We start from the raw sequence: 22,065 nt of genomic DNA, 5'->3' as shown, positions 1-22,065 counted from the left end.
TTCAGAAGAAGGCCTGGAGGCCGGTCTGGGCGCGACCAAGGATCAGCGCATGTACGTCATGCGTGCCCTCGTAGGTGTTGACGGTCTCGAGGTTCACCATGTGGCGCATGACCTGGTATTCCTCGGAGATGCCGTTGCCGCCGTGCATGTCGCGCGCCATGCGGGCGATATCGAGCGCCTTGCCGCAATTATTGCGCTTGACGATCGAGATCATCTCCGGGGCCATGAGGCCTTCGTCCATCAGCCGACCGACGCGCAGCGAACCCTGCAGGCCGAGCGTGATCTCCGTCTGCATGTCGGCGAGCTTCTTCTGGAAGAGCTGCGTCTGTGCCAGCGGGCGGTTGAACTGTTTGCGGTCAAGGCCGTACTGGCGCGCCGCATGCCAGCAGAATTCGGCGGCGCCGAGCGCGCCCCAGGAAATGCCGTAGCGAGCGCGGTTGAGGCAGCCGAACGGACCCTTGAGGCCTTCCACATTCGGCAGCAGCGCCTCTTCGCCGACCTCGACATTGTCCATGACGATTTCGCCGGTAATCGAAGCGCGCAGCGACAGCTTGCCGGCGATCTTCGGGGCGGAAAGGCCCTTCATGCCTTTTTCGAGCACGAAGCCGCGGATTGCGCCGCCATGGGCTTCCGATTTCGCCCAGACGACGAAGACATCGGCGAGCGGCGCGTTGGAGATCCACATCTTCGAGCCGACGAGGCGGTAGCCGCTCTCGGTCTTGATGGCGCGGGTCTTCATACCGGCCGGATCCGAACCGGCATCCGGCTCGGTCAGGCCAAAGCAGCCGATCCACTCACCGCTGATCAGCTTCGGCAGATACTTCTGCTTCTGTTCTTCGGAGCCGTAGGCATAGATCGGATAGATCACCAGCGAAGACTGTACGCTCATCATCGAGCGGTAGCCGCTGTCGACGCGCTCGACTTCGCGTGCGACGAGGCCGTAGGCGACGTAGGAAGCGCCGACGCCCCCATAGGTGTCCGAGACGGTGACGCCGAGCAAGCCGAGTTCGCCCATTTCGCGGAAGATCTCCGGGTCGGTCGACTCTTCCCGGTAGGCGTCGATGATGCGCGGCTGCAGCCGGTCCTGCGCATAGGCCCGCGCGGTGTCGCGGATCATACGCTCGTCCTCGGTCAACTGATCTTCGAGGAGGAACGGATCATCCCATTGAAATTGCGTCTTGCCGGCCATGTTTCTCTCCCATCGGATTACTCGGCTGATCTTATCGCAAGGGGTGCAGGCGGTTTCAAACGAAATTGAGGCACCGCCTCATGCGTCCAGGGAATGGCCTCTTCTTCGACCCGGGACGCGCCCCGTGTTGCAAAATCGCTGAAATATGACGACAAGAACTGAAGTCCCTTGGGCCGCCAATCCTCGCTGCCGAGCGGCCCAGTCAACGCAAGAGACCAAAAGCAAGCCACGACCATGGCCAACGACCGCCTCGAACGCTTCGCTCACAATCTCGACTGGAATCTGCTGCGCACCTTCGTCGTGCTTGTCGAGGAAGGTAGCATTACCGCAGCCGCAAACCGGCTGCTTCTGCAGCAGCCGGCCGTCAGCATGGCGCTGAAGCGGCTGGAGCAAACGGTTGGCCAGAAACTCATCGACCGGCGTCCCGGACGCTTCAACCTGACAGATGCCGGCACCCGGCTGCACGCCCAGTGCCGCGATATCTTCGCAGCTGTCATCCGCCTGCCGAACGTTCTGGAAACCGCAGGCGAGGAAATCACCGGCCACCTCAACATCCATTCCGTCAGTCACGCCCACAATCCTGCCTGGGACCGCAAGCTCGAAAGCTTCTTCCGGCTGCACCCGAAAGTGACGCTGTCGGTCACCATCGCGACGACTGTCGACGTGCTGAGTGCGGTCGAGCGCAACGTTGCGACGATGGGCCTTTGCGACGGTAACATACCCGATTGGCTCAACAAGCGATTCCACGTGCGCGAGCGCTATGCCCTCTATTGCGGCCGAAGTCATCCGCTGTTCGGCGTCGAGGGCATCGACTTCAACGACCTTAGGGGTAATCCCTATATTGCTTTCATCGCCGACGTGCTGGGTGGCCAGCACATGAACTCGGTGACGGCGGTGCGCGCAATCGGCTCCTTCGGTCAGCAGGTCCGTGCCGTTTCCTGCAATGTCGAAGAGGTCATGCGGCTGATCGCCTCCAATGTCGGCATCGGCATGTTGCCTGATCACCTGGCGGCGCCGGCCGCGGCGGAGGGCCAGCTTTGGCAGTTGCCGCCCTACACCGACCTGCCGACGACCAATGTCTTCCGCATCTCCAACCCCAACGCGATCCTCAATCCGGCTGAGGCTGCGTTTCTGGCTCATGTCGCCGACACGGAACCGCTCGACCACTGCCTCGATGAGATCGTCTAACCATCATCAGAATTGATAGCCGCCTTTCTGGTTATAAATTTGAACGCGGATAGCAGCTTGCCTATGGTCCCGCCAACAACCAACGGAGGCGGGACATGCGCGAATACGATGTGGCAATCATTGGCGGCGGCATCGCCGGGCTGTCGCTCGCCTATTTCCTGGCGCCACATCGCTCCGTCGTGGTGATCGAGCGGGAGGACGGGCTCGGCTACCACAGCACCGGACGCTCGGCAGCAGAGTTCGTGCTGCGCTACAACGCGCCCGAGGTCTGTGCGCTCGCGACCCTATCCAAGTCCTTTTTCGACAATCCGCCTGAAGGATTCTCAGAGGTGGCACTGCTCAAGCAACGCGGCGGCGTCATGATCGCCAATGCCGAGAAGGCTGACCGCTTCGAGGAGGTCCTCCTGGCGGAACACAGCGCCAATCCTGAAATCCGGAGGCTGACCGTCGAGGAGGTGATCGCGCGCGTGCCGATCCTCCGGCGGGACTATGTTGCGGCCGCCTATTACGATCCGCATTTCTGGGACATCGAGGTGGAAAACCTCGTGCAGGGTTACGTCAGGGGCGCCCGCCGCCATGGTGCGGCGATCGTCGAACGCTCGGACGTGCTGGCACCGCGCCGCGACGGTAACCGCTGGGTACTGACGACGAGTGCCGGTGAACTCAGCGCACAGACGATCGTCAACGCCGCCGGCGGCTGGGCCGATCCGGTTGCCGACCTGTTCGGCGTCGCCCCCGTCGGCATCGTGCCGCACCGGCGCACGGCGATCACCGTTGATCTTCCCGAAGGCATCGACGCGCTCACCTTGCCGGAAATCAACGAGATCGATGAAGACTTCTACATGAAGCCCGAGGGTGGGCGACTGCTCGCCTCGCCGGCCGACGCCACCCCTTGCGAGCCGGCCGACGTCCAGCCCGAGGAAATCGATGTCGCCTGGGCAGCGCATTATATCGAAGAGGCAACGACCGTCCCGGTTCGGCGCATCTTCAAGAGCTGGGCCGGCATGCGTAGCTTCTCACCCGACAAACTACCGGTCATCGGTTTTGCCCGCGACCGGCCGGATTTCTTCTGGCTCGCCGGCCAAGGCGGCTATGGCATCTTGACCTCGCCCGCGCTTGGCGCCCTTGCCGCGAACCTCGTCATCGGCGCCGCAGCGCCGGAAGGCTTTGACGCCATCGGCCTCAACCCATCGAAATTCAGCCCGGCACGCTTCGAGAAGTAACGGGATCGGTTTGTCGTCGGTCACGAGCCGATCGTCAGCAACCGCCGACGGCCGGCCGGATTACTTGCGCGCCAGGCTGAAGGAAAAATGGCTGCCGCGGTGATAGTCGAGCGCGTAAACCACCGGCAAGCCTGCCGCATTGAAACAGGTCTCGCGGATCAGCAGCGCCGGCCCGAAGTCGCGCAAATCGTTGCGCTCGACCACATCATCGGGAAGCATGACGGCAGAGACGATCGCAGCCGACATCCTGGGCCTGCTCCTGTGCTGATCCAAAAGATCGAGCAGTGAACCGGTCCAATCGACATCGTAGAGGCGCAACGGGATGATGCTGCGCGGGATAAAGTCGACGCAATAGAGGATTGGCTCGTCCTTGTGCAGCCGCAGCCGTTCGAGGCGGATCACCCGCTCGCCCGGCTGGAGCCGCAACTGCTCCGCCGTGGTCGCATCAGGTGTTTCTTCCGCTACGGAGAGAACCTTGTTGGCCGTGGCGTAGCCATAGTGCCGGGCCATGTCCGTGACGCTTTCGAAGACGGTGATCGGACGATCGACATGAACGGCGGACATCGCCGAGACGAAGCGTCCCCGCCCGTGCTCGACATAGATTATGCTGTCCTGCTCGAGCAACTTCAGCGCTTCGCGTAGCGCCGGACGCGAGATCTTGAAGCGCTGCGTCAACTGCGCTTCGGTCGGCAATTTATCGCCGGGATTGAGCCCTTCGTCGCGAATCAGATCCGCGATGCGGTCGCGAAGCTGAATGACCAGTGTGCGCGTATCACGAAGGGGTTCGTCCAATTCCTCTCACTCCGCTGAACAATCACAAAGATGTTCTTGTCTGACAAATCCTGGGAGGTCAAGTGCGCCCCAGGTCGCCCGGATTTTTGACGCTTCTCCGCGTGCATCCCGATGCGCGGTGCGTGCTGGCGAGATATCTCCCTTGACACCGGCTCGCATTGTTGTCAGTTGTCTTACAACATTGAAGGGAGCGGCGGACACCAAGACCGCCGGCCGAGGCAACCACCAGGAAAGCGTGTCATGCTGAACTTTGACGAACAGAGATTTCTTCGCATCCAGTCGGGCGCGGTCGCGCTGCGCCAACAACTAGACGCCACGATCGCGGCCTGTCTCGCCGCCGGCGCGGAGAACATCTTCTTCACTGGGACGGGCGGCGCCGCCATCCTGATGCAGCCGGCCGCCCAGCTTCTTCAACGCCGGTCCCGCTTTCCCACCTTTATCGACCTGCCGGCAGAGCTCGTCCTTTCCGGATCGGCGAACCTGAACTCCGGGTCCATCGTCGTCATTCCCTCCCTCTCCGGAACGACGAAAGAAAGCGTGGCGCTGCTAGAGAAGGCAAAGGCGGTTGGCGCGACCGTCTTGACGCTCGTTGGACATCGGGACACGCCGCTCGGCCAAGGCGGCGACCACGTCTTCGTCAACTTCGCCGAAGACGACACCTCCTGCGAATCCTTCTATCTGCAATCGCTCTTCATCGCACTTTCGATCATGCGCCACCGCGGGGAGCTTGAAGATTACGAGCGGATCTTGGGCGAACTCGAAACCCTGCCGCAATCGCTGCTGGAGGTGAAACGCGGCTTCGAAGCCAGGGCAGAGGAATTCGCGAAGGTTCTTGCCGGTTCGAACTATCACATCATCACCGGCGCCGGTAACGCGTGGCCGGAGGCCTTCTACTACGGCATGTGCATTCTCGAAGAGATGCAATGGATCCGTACCCGTCCGGTGCATGCTTCCGACTTCTTCCATGGAACGCTCGAACTGGTGGAACAGGACGTCAGCGTCATCCTGTTCAAGGGCGAAGATGCGATGCGCCCCCTTGCCGAGCGCGTTCAGAACTTCGTGCCGAACTACACAAGCAAGCTGACCGTCCTCGACACCGCGGAGTTTATCCTCCCCGGGCTTTCTCCGGACGTGCGCGGTCTCGTCTCGCCGATCGTGCTTGCAACCGTGCTCGAGCGCATCAGCGCCCATCTGGAGGTGATGCGCAATCACCCGCTGACGACGCGGCGTTACTACAAACGCGTTGCCTACTGAGCATTCGAAACGTAATCGTTCGCCTACAGCGCCGCGCGTCTTATCAGACGCGCAAAGGTCGCTGTAGGACTTTGATTTGCTGTATGTCTTCGTCCTCAAATCGAGGTCGATTTAAGGAGACATGCAGAGCGGTCGCGGATGCGAAAACGCGTTCGCGACCTTTCCATGCGGCTGCCAGGAGACGCCATGACCACCTTCCGCCTTGCCGCCGTCGGCGACAATTGCATCGACCGTTTCCAGGCGCCGGTGGGCGAAACCTATGTCGGCGGCAATGCGATCAATGTCGCCGTGCAGTTGGCGCTTCTTGGGCAGCAGTCATTCTACTTCGGCGCCGTCGGCCGTGACCGCAACGGCGCGCAAGTGCGGCAGCTCCTTAAGCAGAACGGCGTGCGGCTCGACGGCCTCAACGAGCGCGACGTCCACACCGCCTATACCGACATCGGCATCACGCCGGAGGGCGACCGCGTCTTCCTTTATGAGGATTTCGGCGCCTGCGCCGGTTACCGACCCGACGCGGACGACATCGCCCTTCTGAAGACCATGGATCACGTGCATATCGGCTGGCTCGACGACGGTGGCGCGTTGCGCAAGAGCCTTGCCGCCGCCGGTGTCAGCGTCTCACAGGACGTCTCCGTCAATGCCGCCCCTGCCGACGTTGGCGTAGAGGGGCTCAGCATCGCCTTCGGGTCCGGCGGCGACGGTGGTAAGGACGCACAACGATTGGCCGTTGATTTCCTCTCTCGGGGAGCCGAACTGGCCGTCGTCACGCGAGGCGCCCTCGGTTCACTCGCCACCGACGGCGCCGAACGGGTATCGACCGGCAGCCGTCCGGTGGACGTCATCGATACCACCGGCGCAGGCGACAGCTTTATCGCCGGGTTCATTCTCGCTCATCTCGAAGGCCGCCCGCTCATCGAACGGCTGGAGGCCGGGCGCGACCTCGCTGCGCGCACCTGCACCCATGTCGGCGGGTTTCCGCAGCAACCGCACAAACTTTGACGCAATTCGCCCGCCCTACCCGGCCCGGTTCAATACCGGGCCGGGTATATGGCGGGCGCCTTCAATCTTTTCACCGCAAGGAATTAGCGCGCACCGTGCTCAGCGAACATCGAACCGCCCGAAGCGGGCTTCGACACGGGACTGCAGGTATTCGAGGCCGATCGAGAGGATCCAGTAGATCATCGAGGCGGTGATCAGCATCTCGATGTGGCGGAACTCGGTCTGGCCCTGGGTGCGGGCGAGATACATGATCTCCCAGACGCCGACGACGGAGACGAGCGAGGAGTCCTTCAGCATGGCGATGAACTGGTTGCCGGTCGGCGGGATGATGACCCGCATCGCCTGCGGCATGATCACCAGCGCCATCGTCTGGCTCGGGCTGAGACCAAGCGCGGTCGCGCCTTCCGTCTGGCCACGCGGAATGCTCTCGATGCCGGCCCGGAAGATCTCGGTCATATAGGCGCCATAGCACAGCGACAGCGCCAGGATGCCCGCCGGCACCGCACCGATGACGTAGCCGACCTGCGGCAGGCCGAGATAGATGATGTAGATCTGCATCAACAGCGGCAGGCCGCGGAAGAGCGAGGTGTAGAAGGTGGCCAGCCCATAGACCACGCCGTTCTTCGACAGCTTCGCAATGGCGCCGACGAGCGCAATCAGCGTGGCGATGGCGATCGAGAGCACCGAGATGTAGAGCGTCGTGACGACGCCTTGCGAGACCAGGTAGCCGATCTTCTTGGCGATGAAGGCGAAGGACAGATCGAACGAATAGAAGAACAGCATCAACAGCACGAAGAGCTCGATCCAGACGCCGATCACCTGTCCGCCGCGCGGCAGCTGCCGCAAGGCCTTCCAGTTCGCCGCCGCGGTCAGGGCGACCATCAAGGCGCTCATCAGCCGGCCGAGCGCCGGGTTGGCTTCCAGCCAGCCCGCCGACGGCGGCAGCAGATGGCCGATCCAGGCGGGACTGATGCCGAGCCCGTAGATCGCCAGCGTGACGAGCGCCAGCATCAGAAACATGCCGGACCGTCGCGCGACATCCGGATAAGTCAGTATCAGACGACCAATCATCTCAAAATCTCCGGCGTTCAGGCCGCGCGCTCGCGCCACCAGTCCTGTGCCTGCAGTTTCCAGTAGGTGAGTTGGGCCACCGCCAGCCCGGCATAGCCACCGGCCCAGACCAGACCAAACGGCCGGAAAAGCTTGTAGCGGTCGGACTGGCCGAGAATGCCTTCGGCCACCAGCTTACCGCCGATCGCCGTCGTGTTGAGGCCGTGGCCGCCAAAGGCGGTGCAATGCCAGACCCCCGGCCGCATCTCGCCGATCTGGGGCATCAGGTGGCGGGCGTAGGACATCAGCCCCGACCAGGCGAGTTCGGTCTTAAGTTCCTTGAGTTGCGGATAGGTGCCGGTCATCTCGCGCCGCAATTCCGCGGCCAGGGCCGCGGGCGACGCCGCCCGCGTGGTGATCCGTCCGCCCCAGAGCAGCCGCTTGCCACCATCCACCAGCCGGTAATAGTCGCCGGCGCGGCGGTTGTCGCCGATCGCGTCGCTTGTGGCGATGGCCGAGCGGATCAGATCCGGCGCCGCCTCGCTCAGCATCACGTAGGTTGCGATCGGCAGGAACGCACGCTTCAGCCGGCTGTTGAGCGGTCCGGTGTAGCCACCGGTGGTGAAGACGACCTGGCGTGCCTTGACGCGACCGCGGGCTGTCGACACCGTCTTTTCGGTACCGTCGAGCATGCTTGCCGTTGCCGCCGAGCCCTCATAGATCCGCCCGCCAAGCCGCTCGATCTCTCCCGCAACGGCGCGAAGGTAGTTCAGTGGATGCATGTGGAATGCCTGCGGATCGCGCAAGGCGTGGAAATAGCGTTTCGACTTCAATACGGAGCGGACACGCTCGGTGTCGAAATATTCCAGTTCGTATCCGTAGTTTTGGCGCATCGCGTCGGCATGTGCCTTCAAGCTGCCGCCGTCGTCATAGCGCAGCACGCTGGTGATGCCGGGCTGCACATGGGCGCTGTCGATCTTCAGTGCCGCAATGGTATCGCGCACGAAATCTACACCTTCGATCGACAGCCGATGGATCTCCCGTGCACCCTCGGCACCGGCCATTCGCGCGATATTCTCGCCACCGGTCGCAAATCCGGGGCTGACAAAGCCGCCATTTCGACCGGAAGCCCCGAAGCCGACGCTTTCGGCTTCCAGCACGACGACCGATTGCCCGGCGCGCGCAAGCTGAAGCGCCGTTGTCAGACCAGCAAGCCCGCCGCCGACGACGACCGTGTCACAGTCGATGGTTTCCGAAAGGACTGGTCTGACCCTGCGATCGACCATCGTCTTTTTGTAATAGGTATCCGGATACGACATTTTCTCTCGCCCCGCAGACAGCGATTAAGGGTTGCGGGGCGGCACGACTGCCGCCTCGCAGACTTGTCAAGGTCAATCGGCGCTGTAGTCCTTGCCGTACCACTTGGTGGTAAAGCTCGCGAGCGTGCCGTCCTTCTTCATCTCCGCGATGACGTCGCCGATCTTTTTCGTCCACTCCGGATCGGTCTTTTCCGCAATCACGACGAGCGGCTCCTTGAAAGCGTATTCGCCTTCAAGCACCTTGAGCGGATACCCGTTCTTGATCGCGTTCAGTGCGGTCTGTTCCGGCGCGATGACGGCATCGAGGCGCACGCCATTGCCGAGGCGCAGGTCGTCAAAGGGAAGCATCGAGTCGGCGAAGGTGCGGATCTCGCCTGGTTCCAGCTTGTATTCGATCGGCGGCAGCCCCGGAGCATCGATTTCCAACTGCCGGCGAATGAAGTCTTCCGATGTGGTGGCGGTTTCAACGCCGACGACCTTGCCGTTCAGATCGGCGACCGACTTCGCCTCGCTGTCTCTGTGCAGCACATAGACATAGGGGCTGTAGTAATAGATGCCGGCAAAATCGATGACCTGGGCGCGCGCCTTGGTGGGGGTGACGGAGCCGACGCCGACGTCATAACGTCCCTGCCAGCGGCCGCCGGTCAACGTGGCCCAGTCCGGCGTCTCGAAGCTGACCTCGACGCCGAGGCGCTTGCCGATTTCCCGGGAGACGTCAATGTCGAAGCCCACCAGCTGGTTGCTGTCGTCGAGATAGCTCTGCGGCGGCCACCCGCTGTTGGTGGCAACCACCATCGCCTTCTTGCTCATGACCCGGTCGAGCGTCTCGCCTGCCTGTGCGGCGGTGGCAAGCGCCAGCGCGGCAGCGCCGACGGCGAGCTTTAGAACCAGTTTCCTCACGCGATCCTCCTGTTTGAACGTCAGCAATGGGTTCCCGATTATGTAAGATGTCTGACAACATAAGTTAGAAAAGATCGATAAAGATGAGTCAAGGGCGGAAGCACGCTCACTCCATGAAACGAAGTGATGGGACCATGCGTCTGCGTGATGAATGAGCCAAGGAAGCGCGTTCCAGCGCGGAGGTACGGTCACGCCGACAGCAAGCGCCGGCCATCGCCGTTTCCGACTTCGGGCATGCGTGCAGAAGCCCTCGACCTCGCCGAGCCGATTGAAGCCTTCGGCGAAACCTGACAGGAATACGTCCGGGAGGACGGTCCAATGTATTACGCAATCTTGGCTTATCACACGGCAGGCGTGGTCGAATCGTGGAGCAAGGAGGAGGACGCGGCCTTGATGTCCGACCTGCTCCAGGTTCACGATCGCTTCGTTCAACAGAAATCCTTTGGCCCGGCCGCACGGCTCGGCCCCGTGGAAGGGGCGGTGACGCTGAGGGGCAAGGGCGAAGGTATCGTCACCGACGGCCCCTTCGCCGAAACCAAGGAACAGCTTCTGGGCCTTTACGTCGTGGACTTCCCGACACTCGAGGCAGCCATCGCGGCAGCGCGCGAGTTGCGACGCAGCAATCCGACGGCAATCTACGAGATCCGGCCGATTGCGCTCTATATTTCCGGAACGACCTTGGAACCTGGCCCGTAGCGGCGCCACGGCGCCGCTAGGCTTTCTGGCCTCTGGCCTTAATCCCTACTTCATGTCCTCCTTTAATCGACCCCGATTTGAGAACGAAGGCATGCAGTAAATCAAAGTGCTGCAGCGACCTTTGCGCGCCTGACAAGACGCGCGGCGCCTTAGAGTTTCAGCCCGGGCGCTCAGTGGACGTCGCGGTAGCGCAACGGGGGAGGGTCGCCGCATTATCTTCATCATCTCGCCGCGGAGATCCATGAGACGGGGACGAACGGCTCTGCGGCCGAAAATGTCGGCGAGGTGCAAGCGCCATCTCCCAGCTACCCACGTTCCGCCTCCATGACTTAGACCGTCGCCTGACTCATGAGCCTGAATCGAAACGCGCGAGCTGCATCGAGGGCTCATGACCGGCCTTCCGGAACGCACGAAGACTTGCGATCCGGAACAAACCTCAAATTTGAAGGTTCTATCGGCGTTAAAAGGGAGATCGCGATGAAAGAACCACGAACGGGCAGGCCCGGTACGACGGACCAGTCACCACGTTGGGAAGGGCCTAAGGAAACGCGACCTCGCGGCTATTTGCCGCCGACCGACGATCCCGAGGAGGACCGGGATGCCGTTGGTGAGAGCCTGAAGGATCCGCACCGCGGCAAACTGTCGGATGCGGGCAAGACCAAGGGTGATTGAGACGGACAGGAGATGAAACTCGTCTGTTAACGGCCGACGCTCGAGCTGACTTCCTCGGAGAAAGTGACTGAGTCCGATAGTTAATGAGAGCATCGACCTACGGAGAACACGGAGTGAATCACTTTCTCTTTCAGATGGCTGATTTTCTATCTCGTCCTCCCGGCTTTTATTTCGTGATTCTGGCGATGGCTGGCAGCACCGCCCTGGTGCCTTTCGGCCTCACCGACGTCGTCACCTATGCGCTGTCGGTCGCAGCGATCGTGATCACCAGCGTCGTCTTGATCCAAGGTTATCGCGATACGGCGGCAATCCACGCCAAGCTCGACGAAATCATCGTGTCAATGCATGAAACCCGAAACGGGGTGGTCGGCCTCGAACACGAACAGCCGGAGCATATCGAAGCGGCAGTCGAGCGGCTTGAAACGGAAGCTGACGGGCAGAGCTAAGCTGCTCAGGAGACCGCTGTGCAGGAGAATTCTCTCGTTTCGCCCGAACATGATTAACTCAGCCCGTCAGGCTGTGAACTGTAACAGAACTTACAACAAACTGACATTTCGCTTTCATGAAGCGCCGATATGGCAGGTGTCATACCGATGACCGGTCTCCCCGAAAGAGGACCTGCTACAAATGTTTCAGTTGAAGAGTGTAACCCGCCAATTCGGCAAGAAGACAGCCGTGAGTTCGGTTACCTTCGACATCCCCCAGGGTCAGATGGTCGGCGTGATCGGCCGCTCGGGCGCCGGCAAGTCGACGCTGCTGCGCATGATCAATCGTCTCGTCGATTTGTCGTCGGGCTCGATCGTCTATGACGGTACCGAAGTCTCATCGCTTCGCGGTGCAGCACTTCGCAACTGGCAGCGCGACTGCGCGATGATCTTCCAGCAGTTCAATCTGGTGCCGCGCCTCGACGTGCTCACCAACGTGCTGCTCGGCCGCCTCAATCACCGCTCGACGGTCTTGAGCATCCTCAACATGTTCACCCGCGAAGAACGCATCATGGCGATCGGCGCGCTCGAACGCCTGAGCATCGAGCAGACGGCCCTTCAGGCCGCAGGCACGCTTTCCGGCGGCCAGCAGCAGCGCGTCGCAATCGCCCGCGCCCTGATGCAGCAGCCGAAGGTGTTGCTCGCCGACGAGCCGATCGCCTCGCTCGATCCGCTCAACGCCAAGATCGTCATGGATGCGCTTCGCGACATCAACGAGCGCGACGGCATCACGGTCATCACCAACCTTCATACGCTCGATACCGCGCGCAACTATTGCGAACGCATCATCGGCATGGCGCACGGCCGTGTCGTCTTCGACGGCCAGCCCAAGGATCTGACCGCGGCAGCGGTTGCCGAGATCTATGGCGCCGCTACGGGCATCGAGGAATCGATGACCTCCACCAGCATCAACATTCCGGCGACCGAACCGCAGGAAGAAACGGCATCGGCCGGCCTCAAGCCGCTGGCACTGGCCGGCATCTGACGCCCGCCAGGATCGAAAGCCCGCGTCAAGGGCACCTCTTTGAAACCGAATAGGATCCGGCCGAGCCGGACACACGGGAGAACCTTATGCTGAAGAAAGCTCTTCTGGGCGCCGTCGCGCTCCTCGCCCTCGTCGGCCACGCTCAGGCTGAAGACCTCAAGGAATTCCGCATCGGCATCCTTGGCGGCGAGAACGAAGCCGACCGCCTGCGCAACTTCCAGTGCCTCGTCGACAAGCTGCCGGCCGCCATCGGCGTCGAGAAGGTCTCGCTGTTCCCGGCCGCCGACTATGACGGCGTTATCCAGGGCCTGCTCGGCGGCACGCTCGACTACGCCGAGCTCGGCGCTTCCGGCTACGCCAAGATTTACCTCGCCAAGGCTGACGCCGTCGAGCCGATCCTGACGACCGTCCAGACCGACGGTTCGACCGGCTACCACTCGATCATGGTTGCCCGCAAGGATTCCGGCATCACCAAGCTCGAAGACCTGAAGGGCAAGAAGCTCGGCTTCGCCGATCCGGACTCCACCTCGGGCTACCTCGTTCCGCTCGTCACCCTGCCGGAAGCAATCGGCGCTCCGGTCAAGGAATTCTTCGGTGAGACCGGCTTCGGCGGCGGTCACGAAAACCTCGTTCTCGAAGTGGTCAAGGGTACCTTCGATGCCGGCACGACCTTCGGCTCGGGCGTCGGCGAATTCAAGGACGGCTACACCTCCGGCAACCTGCGCAAAATGGTCGACAAGGGCATCCTCGACATGAACGACCTCGTCGAGCTCTGGAAGTCACCGCTGATCCCGAACGGCCCAATCGTTGTCCGCACCTCGATGAACGACGACATGAAGGCAAAGTTCAAGCAGTTCATGATGGACCTGCCGAAGACCGACGCCGCTTGCTTCTCGGCCATCCAGGGCGGTGATTTCACCGGCTATACCGAAGTTAACTCCGACTTCTACAAGCCGATCATCGACGCCCGCAAGGCGACGATCGGCGGCTGATAAACCGCATCTCCCGGGAACGCTGGCCGCCCAAACGGCCAGCGTTTCACTGTTTGAAGGGGTGTCCGGCACCTGTCCCGACTGCATGTCTCAGCGCCGCGCTGCTGAGTATGTCTATCGCTTATTCACGCATTTCCCGACGGAAAGCCGCTTCGCACTTTCCAGGAAATGCCAAAGAGGCCGGTGTAAGCCGGAAAGATCATGGCAACTTCCCTGCTCCCACGGCATCTGAGCGACAACGGCGCCGTCATCGAGCGCCATTGGCAGGAACTCAGTTCCCGCCGCCGTCTCTATTCCTGGCTCGGCTTCGCCCTTCTCTTCCTGACGCTCTCGGGTTCGCTCTGGTTCGCCAACGATTCCAACGCCGGCAAGTTCTTCGATCGCCTGCCGCATTTGTTCGACTTCGTCGGCGATCTCGCACCGCGTGACGGCCTGGAAATATTCCGCGCCATGTTCGACCTGCCCTCGCCCTATGACGACGGCAGCTTCAAGTACAACTACCCCGAAGGCCGGCTGTACCTGACCGACAGTTTCTACATCCCCGAATATGTGCACAAGATGCTGGAGACCGTGAACATCGCGATCTTCTCGACAGTCATCGGCACGGCTTTCGGCTTCATGCTCTGCTTCCTTGCTGCGCGCAACCTGATGCCCAATCCGTGGATACGCGGCGCCGTTCGCCGTTTCATGGAGATTCTGCGCGCCTTTCCGGAAGTGGTGATTGCCGGCTTCTTCCTGGCGATCCTCTCGCTCGGGCCCATTCCCGCGATCGCCGCGGTCTCGATCCACACGATTGGCGCGCTCGGCAAGCTTTTTTACGAAGTGGTCGAAAACGCCGACATGAAACCGGACGAAGGCCTCCGTGCTGCCGGCGGCAACTGGATCGAGCGCGTCTGGTTCGGCATGGTGCCGCAGGTGCTGCCCAACTTCACCAGCTACTTCCTGCTGCGGCTCGAAATCAATGTGCGCGCCTCGACCATCATCGGCGCCGTTGGTGGCGGCGGCATCGGTGAGCTTTTGCGCCTTTCGATCGGCCAGGGCCATCAGGCCAAGACGCTGGCGATCGTCATCCTGCTGTTCGCGACCATTTTCGCCGTCGACCAGTTTTCCGCTTGGCTTCGCCGCCGCCTCGTCGGCGAGCAGGCATTCCAGCTTGCCCAATAGGTGCGCGCCATGACCACGACCACACGACTGAGCCCGATGGAGATGGACGCGATTGCGACCCGCCATCCCGAGCTCCTGAAATCCTCCGCCTCCAAGCGGGTACGCACGGCAGCGATCGCCGGCGGCGTCATCGTTTATCTCGTCTTCAGCTGGTGGTTCTTCTCGATCGGCCAGGTGCTCGGCAATGCCAATTGGGGCATCGCCGGCACCTATCTCGCCGACTGGGTTTCTTACGAAGTGCGTCCGCAAATCCACATCGCTTCCGACCGGACGATGAGCCTCAACTATCAGCGCAACTCGCCGCTTGGCCCCAATCCCAAGCCGGACTGGGTGGAGCTCGACAAGGAGACGGTGACGCGGCGCGTTGAAATCCCGGCGTCGACGACGCAGGTGGCCAAGCCGAAAGCAAGCTCGTCCTTCAGCTTCATGGCGCCGAGTTCGGCCCTTGGCAGCGGCTCGACAGCCGAGGCGCAGAACCGTGTCGAAACCCGTACGGAAGAGGTGCTGACGCGGGTCGTCGTGACCTACGACCGCTCGACCAAGATCGAGATCGCCGACGGTCTGGTGAAGGCGACCCATGGCGGCGCGACGCTGACGATGGCCGTCGATGGCACGGACACGGTGACACCGCAAGGCGCTTTGCCGTCCTGGGCGACGCAGAAGCGTCCCGGCGAGAAGATCGTTCTGGCTTTTGGCGCCACCGGCTGGGCCGAAGTCGAAGGCGACGAGGTCTCGGTGCGCAATCGGTTCTTCGGTTGGGCGAATTTCCTCTTCGACACCAACTCACCCTTCTTCGGCAAAAGCTATGGCGAGGTCGCCTCGCTGATCGCCTCCGGCGAGCGCATCGATCCGGCCCGCTCGAACCTTTCGCTTGCCTGGAGCAACATTCTCTACAATGCCGAATGGCAGCATCTGGATGTGTGGACGAAGCTCTTGCAGACGGTCGTCATGGCCTTCGTCGGCACGCTCTTTGCGTCGCTGATCGCCTTCCCGCTCTGCTTCCTGGCCGCCCGCAACATCACGCCGAACTTCATGGCCAATCAGTTGGCCAAGCGCTTCTTCGACTTCCTGCGGTCGGTCGACATGTTCATCTGGGCGCTGTTCTTCACCCGCGCCTTCGGCCCCGGACCGCTTGCCGGTATCTCGGCGATTTTCTTCACCGACACCGGCACGCTGGGCAAGCTTTATTCCGAGGCGCTGGAGAACATCGACGACAAGCAGCGCGAGGGCGTCAAGTCGGTGGGTGCCGCGCCGCTTGCCGTACAGCGCTTCGGCGTGCTGCCGCAGGTGTTGCCGGTCTTTGCCAGTCAGGCGCTCTATTTCTGGGAATCGAACACCCGGTCAGCGACGATCATCGGCGCTGTCGGCGCGGGCGGTATCGGTCTCAAGCTCTGGGAAGCGATGCGCACCAATTCCGATTGGGAAAATGTCGCCTACATGGTGCTTCTGATCTTGCTGGTTGTCTTTATTTTCGACAGCATCTCGAACGCGTGCCGTTCGCGCCTGATGGGGCGCAAGGCACATTGACGACAGCCAAGCATTTGCGCGCCCGCCATCATGATGTTGTCATGGAAATCGGTTAGCTGCGCATCGCATCCCGCAAACTATCGACCCGCCGCCCTGGCGGGCCGGTCGCTACAAGAAAGTGAAGACCGTGCGTTATGCAATCTACTTCGCGCCACCGGCAGACGACCGGCTGTCGCAGGTCGCGTCCCGTTGGCTCGGCCGTGATGCCTTTACCGGCCAGGACCTCGATACCCCGCCGGTCGCTGGCCTCGACAAGGACACGCAGCGCGCACTGACAGCCGACCCGCGGCGCTACGGTTTCCACGGCACGCTGAAGGCTCCGTTCGAGCTTGCGGAAGGCCGCGACGAGGAAGAACTGCTCAACATCTTCGAATGCTTCGCAGCCGATCTCGATCCCTTCGAAATCCCTGAAATCGCCCTGCACCAGCTCGGTCCGTTCTTTGCGCTGGTGCCGTCTGCACCCTCTGCCGAACTGCAGGATCTGGCCGAAGATGCCGTTCACCGCTTCGACCCGTTCCGTGCCCCCCTTTCGGAGGCGGATCTTGCCCGGCGCAAGCCGGAGAGCCTCCCGGAGCGCCAAAGGCGTTACCTGAGGGAATGGGGCTATCCCTATGTATTTGAAGAATTTCAGTTCCATCTGACCTTGACCGGCCCCGTGCCCGCCGAGGCGAGCGGCGTCATGCGCTCTGTCCTCGAATCCACCTTTGCCGAGCACATCGGAAAGCCGCTTCACGTGACGTCAGTCGCGCTCTTCGTCGAACCGGAACGCGGCGCCCCCTTTACTGTCCGCTCGCTGCTGCCGCTCGGCAGCGACACCCAACGAAAGATTGCATGAGATGAGCAAAGAACAGGTTCTAGCCAATGCCCGCATCGTTCTGGAGGACAGAGTCCTCGACGGTTCGGTGCTGATCCGTGATGGCAGGATTGCCGATATTTCCGAGGGAACGGCTGCCGGCGGCGAGGACTTCGAAGGCGACTATCTGATCCCCGGCCTCATTGAACTGCACACCGATCACCTCGAAGCGCATTATTCGCCGCGCCCGGGCGTACGCTGGCTGAAGATCGCGGCGATCCAGGCACATGACGCGCAGGTCGTCACCTCCGGTATCACTACGGTGTTCGACTGCCTGCGTCTCGGCTCAGACGAAGACGGCGGCTTCCAGAAGGGCGAGATGCGCGGCATGGCCGATGCTCTGGCGCAGGCCAAGGAAGAAGGCCGGTTGCGCGCCGACCACCTGATCCATCTGCGCTGCGAAGTGTCGACCTCCGACGTGCTCGACCATTACGAGGACTTCCAGAACGACCCGCAGGTCAAGCTCGTCTCGCTGATGGACCATGCGCCCGGCCAGCGCCAGTTCCAGACGATGGACCAGTACACGCTCTACTACAAATCCAAGCGTGGCCTTTCGGACGAAGAATTCGCCCGGTTTGTCGAGCGTCAGCAGGCGCTTTCGGCAAAATATGCCGGCCCGCACCGGACCGCGCTTGCCCAGGCCTGTGCCGCCCGCGGTATCACCATTGCCAGCCATGACGATGCGACCGTCAGCCATGTCGAGGAATCGATCGGCTTCGGCATCAAGCTGGCCGAATTCCCGACGAGCTTCGAAGCCGCGGAAGCCTCTCACCGCGCGGGCTTGAGCGTGCTCATGGGCGCCCCGAACATCGTGCGCGGCAAGTCGCACTCCGGCAATATCGCCGCCCGCGACCTGGCCGAGCGTGGTGTCCTCGACGTGCTGTCGTCGGACTATGTGCCTTTCAGCCTGATTCACGCCCCCTTCGTCCTTTCCGACGAAATCGAGGCAATTGACCTGCCGAAGGCGATCGCGATGGTGACCTCGACGCCAGCACGCACCGTCGGTCTTAACGACCGCGGCCGCATCGCGGTCGGCCTGCGTGCCGATATCGCCCGCGTCCACCGCAAGGAAGGCATTCCGGTTGTGCGCTCCGTCTGGCGCGAAGGACGGCGTGTCGCATGAGCGCGAGCGAACAGGGTGGCGCGCTCGTCGTCGTCGTCGGACCGAGCGGCGCCGGCAAGGACAGCGTCATGGGCTTTGCCGCCCGGCATTTCGCCGACTGTCACGACGTGCACTTCGTCCGCCGCGTCATCACGCGGCCATCGGATGCCGGCAGCGAGGTGCATGAAAGCGTCTCGGAAGACGAATTCGTCGGAATGCAAAAGGACGGTGCCTTCGCCGTGTCCTGGGACGCGCATGGGCTGAAATACGGCATCCCCTCCACGGTACTCCAGAATGTCAGGAACGGCATGACGGCGATCGTCAACGGCAGCCGCGGCGCCTTGCCTGCGTTCCGGGAAGCCTTCGGAGAGATCGCCGTCGTGGTCGTCACGGCGGAAACGCCGGTGCTCGCGAAGCGCCTTGCCGAACGCGGCCGCGAGAGCGAGGAAGAGGTGCTGCGGCGGCTCAGCCGCCAGGTCCCCGACGTTACGTCGGGGTCCGATGTCAGCGTCATCGACAACAGCGGCAGGCTCGAGGTCGCCGGCAACCGCTTCGTCGAGGTCGTGGAGCGGCTGCGCATCAAGGCGGATCACGCGGCTTAGCGTGATCCATTTTTGCCCTGACAGGGCTTCGACTCGCGAAGACCATCGCGCTTATCCTTTCCTATAGACATAAACGGCGGTCCCAAACCTCAGGTTTCGGGGCCTTTCTTTTTGCGCTCATAAAACCCGACGCCGGGCAAAAATTCTCACGAAATCAAATTTCTAAAGCAATCTGCTCAGATGTCTCATCGCTTTTCGGCGACCCGATCGCCCTTTCCTTTTCCTCCAATCTGCCAATTTTCCTCTTGTGGAGCGAATTAATATGTATATACATTATATCCAGTGGAGGCGACCTCATGAACCAACTCTCGACCAGCAAGCAGGCATCCGGCATCTGGCGCAATGTGCGTCTCGTGGCGCTCCGCGAAAGCGTCGACGGACTTGATGTCATCGAGGACGCCGCCGTTGCGGTCGTCGATGGCCGTATCGTCTACGCCGGTGCGGAGCGTGATCTTCCTTCAGACTTCGCGCGCGGCCTTGAGGCCACCGACTGCAAGGGGCGCGTCATGACGCCCGCCCTCATCGATTGCCACACCCATCTCGTGCATGGCGGCAACCGCGCCCGCGAATTCCAGATGCGGCTCGAAGGCGCGACCTATGAGGAGATCGCACGTGCCGGCGGCGGTATCGTTTCCTCGGTGAAGGCGACCAATGCGCTGACGGTGGATCAACTGGTCGACAGCGCCCTGCCGCGCCTCGACACGCTTCTTTCCGAAGGTGTCTCGACCGTCGAAATCAAGTCCGGTTACGGGCTTAACGTGGCTGCCGAGCTCAACATGCTGCGCGCGGCCCGCAAACTCGAAACCCTCCGTCCGGTGCGTATCGTCACCAGCTACCTCGCTGCGCACGCGACACCGGCCGACTACAAGGGCCGCAACGGCGACTATATCTCCGACGTGGTCCTGCCCGGGCTTGACGCGGCACACGCCGAAGGGCTGGTCGACGCAGTCGACGGCTTCTGCGAGGGCATTGCCTTTTCGACCGCGGAAATCGCCGAGGTCTTCGACCGCGCCAGGGCGCTCGGCCTGCCGGTGAAGCTCCATGCAGAGCAGCTCTCCAATCTCGGCGGCGCCAAGCTTGCAGCCTCCTACGGCGCGCTTTCGGCCGACCATCTGGAATATCTCGACGCCGAGGGTGCCGCGGCTCTTGCCAAGGCGGGCACCGTCGCGGTGCTTCTGCCTGGCGCTTTCTATGCACTGCGCGAAGAACGCTTGCCGCCGGTGCAGGCGCTGCGCGACGCCGGCGCGCGCATCGCGATCGCAACCGACTGCAACCCCGGCACCTCGCCGCTGACCTCGCTGCTCCTCACCATGAACATGTCGGCGACCTTCTTCCGGCTGACGGTTGCCGAGAGCCTTGCCGGTGCGACGCGCGAAGCCGCACGCGCCCTCGGCCTGCTCACTGAGACCGGAACGATCGAGGTCGGCAAGTCAGCCGATCTCGCGATTTGGAACATCGAGGATCCCGCCGAGCTCGTCTATCGCATCGGCTTCAACCCGCTTCATGAATGCATCTTCAGAGGGCAAAGGACTGGTCAATGACCATTATTCTACATCCGGGCTCCGTGCCCCTTCGTGACCTCGAAACCATCTACTGGACCGGTGAACCCGCCCGTCTCGACCCGTCCTTTGACGCCGGCATTGAGAAGGCCGCACGCCGCATCGCCGACATCGTCGCCGGCAACGCACCGGTCTACGGCATCAACACGGGCTTCGGCAAGCTGGCCTCGATCAAGATCGACAGCGCCGACGTCGCGACGCTGCAGCGCAACCTGATCCTGTCGCATTGCTGCGGCGTCGGCGAGCCGCTCGCCGAAAACGTCGTGCGCCTCATCCTGTCGCTGAAACTCGTCTCACTCGGTCGCGGCGCCTCCGGCGTTCGCCTCGAACTCGTGCGGCTGATCGAAGCCATGCTCGAAAAGGGCGTGATCCCCGTCATTCCCGAAAAAGGGTCGGTCGGTGCCTCCGGCGACCTCGCGCCGCTCGCCCATATGGCGGCGGTCATGATGGGCCATGGCGAAGCCTTCTTCGAAGGACGCCGCATGTCGGGCGCCGAAGCGCTTTCCGCTGCGGGACTGACGCCCGTCGTGCTTGCGGCCAAGGAAGGCCTGGCGCTGATCAACGGCACCCAGACCTCGACAGCACTCGCGCTTGCCGGCCTCTTCCGCGCGCACCGCGCTGCGCAGGCCGCGCTGATCACCGGTGCCCTGTCGACCGATGCGGCCATGGGTTCCTCCGCGCCCTTCCATCCCGACATTCACACTCTGCGCGGCCATCGTGGCCAGATCGACACGGCCGCAGCTCTGCGTGCACTTCTTGCCGGCTCGGCCATCCGCGAAAGCCATATCGAAGGCGACGAGCGCGTGCAGGATCCCTATTGCATTCGTTGCCAGCCGCAGGTCGATGGCGCTTGCCTTGATCTCTTGCGCTCCGTTGCGCGCACGCTCGAGACCGAAGCCAACGCCGTCACCGACAATCCGCTGGTGCTGTCGGACAATTCCGTCGTCTCCGGCGGCAACTTCCACGCCGAACCGGTCGCCTTCGCTGCCGACCAGATCGCGCTCGCTGTCTGTGAGATCGGCGCGATCTCGCAGCGCCGTATCGCGCTGCTCGTCGATCCTGCCCTCTCCTATGGCCTGCCGGCCTTCCTCGCCAAGAAACCGGGCCTCAACTCCGGTCTGATGATCGCCGAGGTCACCTCCGCCGCGCTGATGTCGGAGAACAAGCAGCTCTCTCACCCGGCCTCGGTCGACTCGACACCAACGTCGGCCAACCAGGAAGACCACGTTTCCATGGCCTGCCATGGTGCTCGCCGCCTGCTGCTGATGACCGAGAACCTCTTCTCGATCGTCGGCATCGAAGCACTCACCGCCGTCCAGGGCGTTGAATTTCGCGCGCCGCTCGCGACGAGCCCGGAGCTTCAGAAGGCCGCCGCCGCACTTCGCGCCGTCTCGCCGACGATCGAAGAAGACCGCTACATGGCCAACGACCTCAAGGCTGCCGGCGACCTCATCGCTTCCGGTCGCCTGAACGCCGCGGTTTCCGCCGGCATCCTTCCCAGCCTGGAGGCCTGA

The 22,065-nt window shown here is 62.4% G+C and carries 21 protein-coding genes; 16 read left to right on the top strand and 5 right to left on the bottom strand.

The features are described from left to right. Position 1 precedes the first annotated feature (1 nt). Positions 2 to 1,189, bottom strand: a complete 1,188-nt coding sequence (locus QM996_RS22065; RefSeq protein WP_334198183.1) for an acyl-CoA dehydrogenase — start codon at positions 1,187 to 1,189, stop codon at positions 2 to 4. Between the two features lie 234 nt (positions 1,190 to 1,423). Here QM996_RS22065 and QM996_RS22060 point away from each other — a divergent pair, with 234 nt between their 5' ends. Next, complete coding sequence (locus QM996_RS22060) at positions 1,424 to 2,377, top strand: LysR family transcriptional regulator (RefSeq protein ID WP_334198182.1); 954 nt, start codon at positions 1,424 to 1,426, stop codon at positions 2,375 to 2,377. Between the two features lie 95 nt (positions 2,378 to 2,472). Then, positions 2,473 to 3,600, top strand: coding sequence for an NAD(P)/FAD-dependent oxidoreductase (locus QM996_RS22055; RefSeq protein ID WP_334198181.1), 1,128 nt, complete (start codon positions 2,473 to 2,475; stop codon positions 3,598 to 3,600). A 60-nt stretch (positions 3,601 to 3,660) separates the two neighbouring features. Here QM996_RS22055 and QM996_RS22050 read toward each other — a convergent pair whose 3' ends face one another. After that, the gene (locus QM996_RS22050; protein WP_334198180.1) at positions 3,661 to 4,392 is read right to left on the bottom strand and encodes a GntR family transcriptional regulator; all 732 of its coding nucleotides are present in this window, start codon (positions 4,390 to 4,392) and stop codon (positions 3,661 to 3,663) included. Positions 4,393 to 4,632: 240 nt separating this feature from the next. On the opposite strand from QM996_RS22050, the gene QM996_RS22045 reads away from it, so the two are divergent. Beyond that, positions 4,633 to 5,646, top strand: a complete 1,014-nt coding sequence (locus QM996_RS22045) for an SIS domain-containing protein (protein WP_334198179.1) — start codon at positions 4,633 to 4,635, stop codon at positions 5,644 to 5,646. Between the two features lie 186 nt (positions 5,647 to 5,832). After that, positions 5,833 to 6,645 (top strand): PfkB family carbohydrate kinase, encoded by an 813-nt coding sequence (locus QM996_RS22040; protein ID WP_334198178.1) that lies wholly within the window; start codon positions 5,833 to 5,835, stop codon positions 6,643 to 6,645. 99 nt (positions 6,646 to 6,744) lie between these two features. On the opposite strand, the gene QM996_RS22035 is transcribed toward QM996_RS22040, so the two are convergent. The 3 genes from QM996_RS22035 to QM996_RS22025 all read right to left on the bottom strand — a co-directional run bounded on the left by QM996_RS22035 (position 6,745) and on the right by QM996_RS22025 (position 9,914). Continuing rightward, positions 6,745 to 7,716, bottom strand: coding sequence for an amino acid ABC transporter permease (locus QM996_RS22035; RefSeq protein ID WP_334198177.1), 972 nt, complete (start codon positions 7,714 to 7,716; stop codon positions 6,745 to 6,747). 17 nt (positions 7,717 to 7,733) lie between these two features. Next, positions 7,734 to 9,014: an NAD(P)/FAD-dependent oxidoreductase gene (locus QM996_RS22030; protein ID WP_334198176.1), complete on the bottom strand. Its 1,281-nt coding sequence runs from the start codon at positions 9,012 to 9,014 to the stop codon at positions 7,734 to 7,736. A gap of 72 nt (positions 9,015 to 9,086) precedes the next feature. Beyond that, positions 9,087 to 9,914 carry a transporter substrate-binding domain-containing protein gene (locus tag QM996_RS22025; protein WP_334198175.1) on the bottom strand — a complete coding sequence of 276 codons (828 nt, stop codon included), beginning with the start codon at positions 9,912 to 9,914 and terminating at the stop codon, positions 9,087 to 9,089. Positions 9,915 to 10,232: 318 nt separating this feature from the next. Between QM996_RS22025 and QM996_RS22020 the strand changes: the two genes are divergently transcribed. The 12 genes from QM996_RS22020 (at position 10,233) to hutH (ending at position 22,065) form a co-directional block, all read left to right on the top strand. Next, positions 10,233 to 10,610: a YciI family protein gene (locus QM996_RS22020; protein WP_334198174.1), complete on the top strand. Its 378-nt coding sequence runs from the start codon at positions 10,233 to 10,235 to the stop codon at positions 10,608 to 10,610. Positions 10,611 to 11,087: 477 nt separating this feature from the next. Further along, positions 11,088 to 11,282, top strand: a complete 195-nt coding sequence (locus tag QM996_RS22015) for a hypothetical protein (protein WP_334198173.1) — start codon at positions 11,088 to 11,090, stop codon at positions 11,280 to 11,282. 113 nt (positions 11,283 to 11,395) lie between these two features. Next, on the top strand, positions 11,396 to 11,728 hold the full coding sequence (locus tag QM996_RS22010) for a low affinity iron permease family protein (RefSeq protein ID WP_334198172.1): 333 nt from the start codon (positions 11,396 to 11,398) through the stop codon (positions 11,726 to 11,728). A gap of 181 nt (positions 11,729 to 11,909) precedes the next feature. Then, the gene (phnC, locus tag QM996_RS22005) at positions 11,910 to 12,752 is read left to right on the top strand and encodes a phosphonate ABC transporter ATP-binding protein (protein ID WP_334198171.1); all 843 of its coding nucleotides are present in this window, start codon (positions 11,910 to 11,912) and stop codon (positions 12,750 to 12,752) included. Positions 12,753 to 12,838: 86 nt separating this feature from the next. Next, the gene (phnD, locus tag QM996_RS22000) at positions 12,839 to 13,744 is read left to right on the top strand and encodes a phosphonate ABC transporter substrate-binding protein (protein ID WP_334198170.1); all 906 of its coding nucleotides are present in this window, start codon (positions 12,839 to 12,841) and stop codon (positions 13,742 to 13,744) included. A gap of 201 nt (positions 13,745 to 13,945) precedes the next feature. Next, a complete protein-coding gene (gene phnE / locus QM996_RS21995; RefSeq protein ID WP_334198169.1) occupies positions 13,946 to 14,908 on the top strand; it encodes a phosphonate ABC transporter, permease protein PhnE in 963 nt (320 codons plus the stop codon). Positions 14,909 to 14,917: 9 nt separating this feature from the next. Then, entirely contained in the window at positions 14,918 to 16,435 is a 1,518-nt protein-coding gene (phnE, locus tag QM996_RS21990; protein ID WP_334198168.1) for a phosphonate ABC transporter, permease protein PhnE, read from the top strand. A 127-nt stretch (positions 16,436 to 16,562) separates the two neighbouring features. Continuing rightward, the gene (locus QM996_RS21985) at positions 16,563 to 17,270 is read left to right on the top strand and encodes a DUF1045 domain-containing protein (protein WP_334198167.1); all 708 of its coding nucleotides are present in this window, start codon (positions 16,563 to 16,565) and stop codon (positions 17,268 to 17,270) included. 1 nt (position 17,271) lies between these two features. Continuing rightward, on the top strand, positions 17,272 to 18,411 hold the full coding sequence (locus QM996_RS21980; RefSeq protein ID WP_334198166.1) for an alpha-D-ribose 1-methylphosphonate 5-triphosphate diphosphatase: 1,140 nt from the start codon (positions 17,272 to 17,274) through the stop codon (positions 18,409 to 18,411). Beyond that, a complete protein-coding gene (gene phnN, locus QM996_RS21975) occupies positions 18,408 to 18,992 on the top strand; it encodes a phosphonate metabolism protein/1,5-bisphosphokinase (PRPP-forming) PhnN (RefSeq protein ID WP_334198165.1) in 585 nt (194 codons plus the stop codon). Before QM996_RS21980 ends, phnN begins: the two co-directional genes overlap by 4 nt. Before the next feature lie 296 nt (positions 18,993 to 19,288). Next, positions 19,289 to 20,533: an imidazolonepropionase gene (hutI, locus tag QM996_RS21970; protein ID WP_334198164.1), complete on the top strand. Its 1,245-nt coding sequence runs from the start codon at positions 19,289 to 19,291 to the stop codon at positions 20,531 to 20,533. Beyond that, positions 20,530 to 22,065, top strand: a complete 1,536-nt coding sequence (hutH, locus tag QM996_RS21965; protein ID WP_334198163.1) for a histidine ammonia-lyase — start codon at positions 20,530 to 20,532, stop codon at positions 22,063 to 22,065. Before hutI ends, hutH begins: the two co-directional genes overlap by 4 nt.

The sequence above is a fragment of the Sinorhizobium chiapasense genome (genome assembly GCF_045277575.1).
GTDB classification, from domain to species: domain Bacteria; phylum Pseudomonadota; class Alphaproteobacteria; order Rhizobiales; family Rhizobiaceae; genus Ensifer; species Ensifer chiapasense_A.
This window is presented reverse-complemented; position numbering and strand designations above follow the sequence as displayed.

Bases quoted from the DNA above. Each gene is read 5' to 3' on its own strand.
- QM996_RS22065 (WP_334198183.1), bottom strand. From the start codon at position 1,189: ATGGCCGGCAAGACGCAATTTCAATGGGATGATCCGTTCCTCCTCGAA.
- QM996_RS22060 (WP_334198182.1), top strand. From the start codon at position 1,424: ATGGCCAACGACCGCCTCGAACGCTTCGCTCACAATCTCGACTGGAAT.
- QM996_RS22055 (WP_334198181.1), top strand. From the start codon at position 2,473: ATGCGCGAATACGATGTGGCAATCATTGGCGGCGGCATCGCCGGGCTG.
- QM996_RS22045 (WP_334198179.1), top strand. From the start codon at position 4,633: ATGCTGAACTTTGACGAACAGAGATTTCTTCGCATCCAGTCGGGCGCG.
- QM996_RS22040 (WP_334198178.1), top strand. From the start codon at position 5,833: ATGACCACCTTCCGCCTTGCCGCCGTCGGCGACAATTGCATCGACCGT.
- QM996_RS22035 (WP_334198177.1), bottom strand. From the start codon at position 7,716: ATGATTGGTCGTCTGATACTGACTTATCCGGATGTCGCGCGACGGTCC.
- QM996_RS22030 (WP_334198176.1), bottom strand. From the start codon at position 9,014: ATGTCGTATCCGGATACCTATTACAAAAAGACGATGGTCGATCGCAGG.
- QM996_RS22020 (WP_334198174.1), top strand. From the start codon at position 10,233: ATGTATTACGCAATCTTGGCTTATCACACGGCAGGCGTGGTCGAATCG.
- QM996_RS22015 (WP_334198173.1), top strand. From the start codon at position 11,088: ATGAAAGAACCACGAACGGGCAGGCCCGGTACGACGGACCAGTCACCA.
- phnC (WP_334198171.1), top strand. From the start codon at position 11,910: ATGTTTCAGTTGAAGAGTGTAACCCGCCAATTCGGCAAGAAGACAGCC.
- phnD (WP_334198170.1), top strand. From the start codon at position 12,839: ATGCTGAAGAAAGCTCTTCTGGGCGCCGTCGCGCTCCTCGCCCTCGTC.
- phnE (WP_334198169.1), top strand. From the start codon at position 13,946: ATGGCAACTTCCCTGCTCCCACGGCATCTGAGCGACAACGGCGCCGTC.
- phnE (WP_334198168.1), top strand. From the start codon at position 14,918: ATGACCACGACCACACGACTGAGCCCGATGGAGATGGACGCGATTGCG.
- QM996_RS21980 (WP_334198166.1), top strand. From the start codon at position 17,272: ATGAGCAAAGAACAGGTTCTAGCCAATGCCCGCATCGTTCTGGAGGAC.
- phnN (WP_334198165.1), top strand. From the start codon at position 18,408: ATGAGCGCGAGCGAACAGGGTGGCGCGCTCGTCGTCGTCGTCGGACCG.
- hutI (WP_334198164.1), top strand. From the start codon at position 19,289: ATGAACCAACTCTCGACCAGCAAGCAGGCATCCGGCATCTGGCGCAAT.
- hutH (WP_334198163.1), top strand. From the start codon at position 20,530: ATGACCATTATTCTACATCCGGGCTCCGTGCCCCTTCGTGACCTCGAA.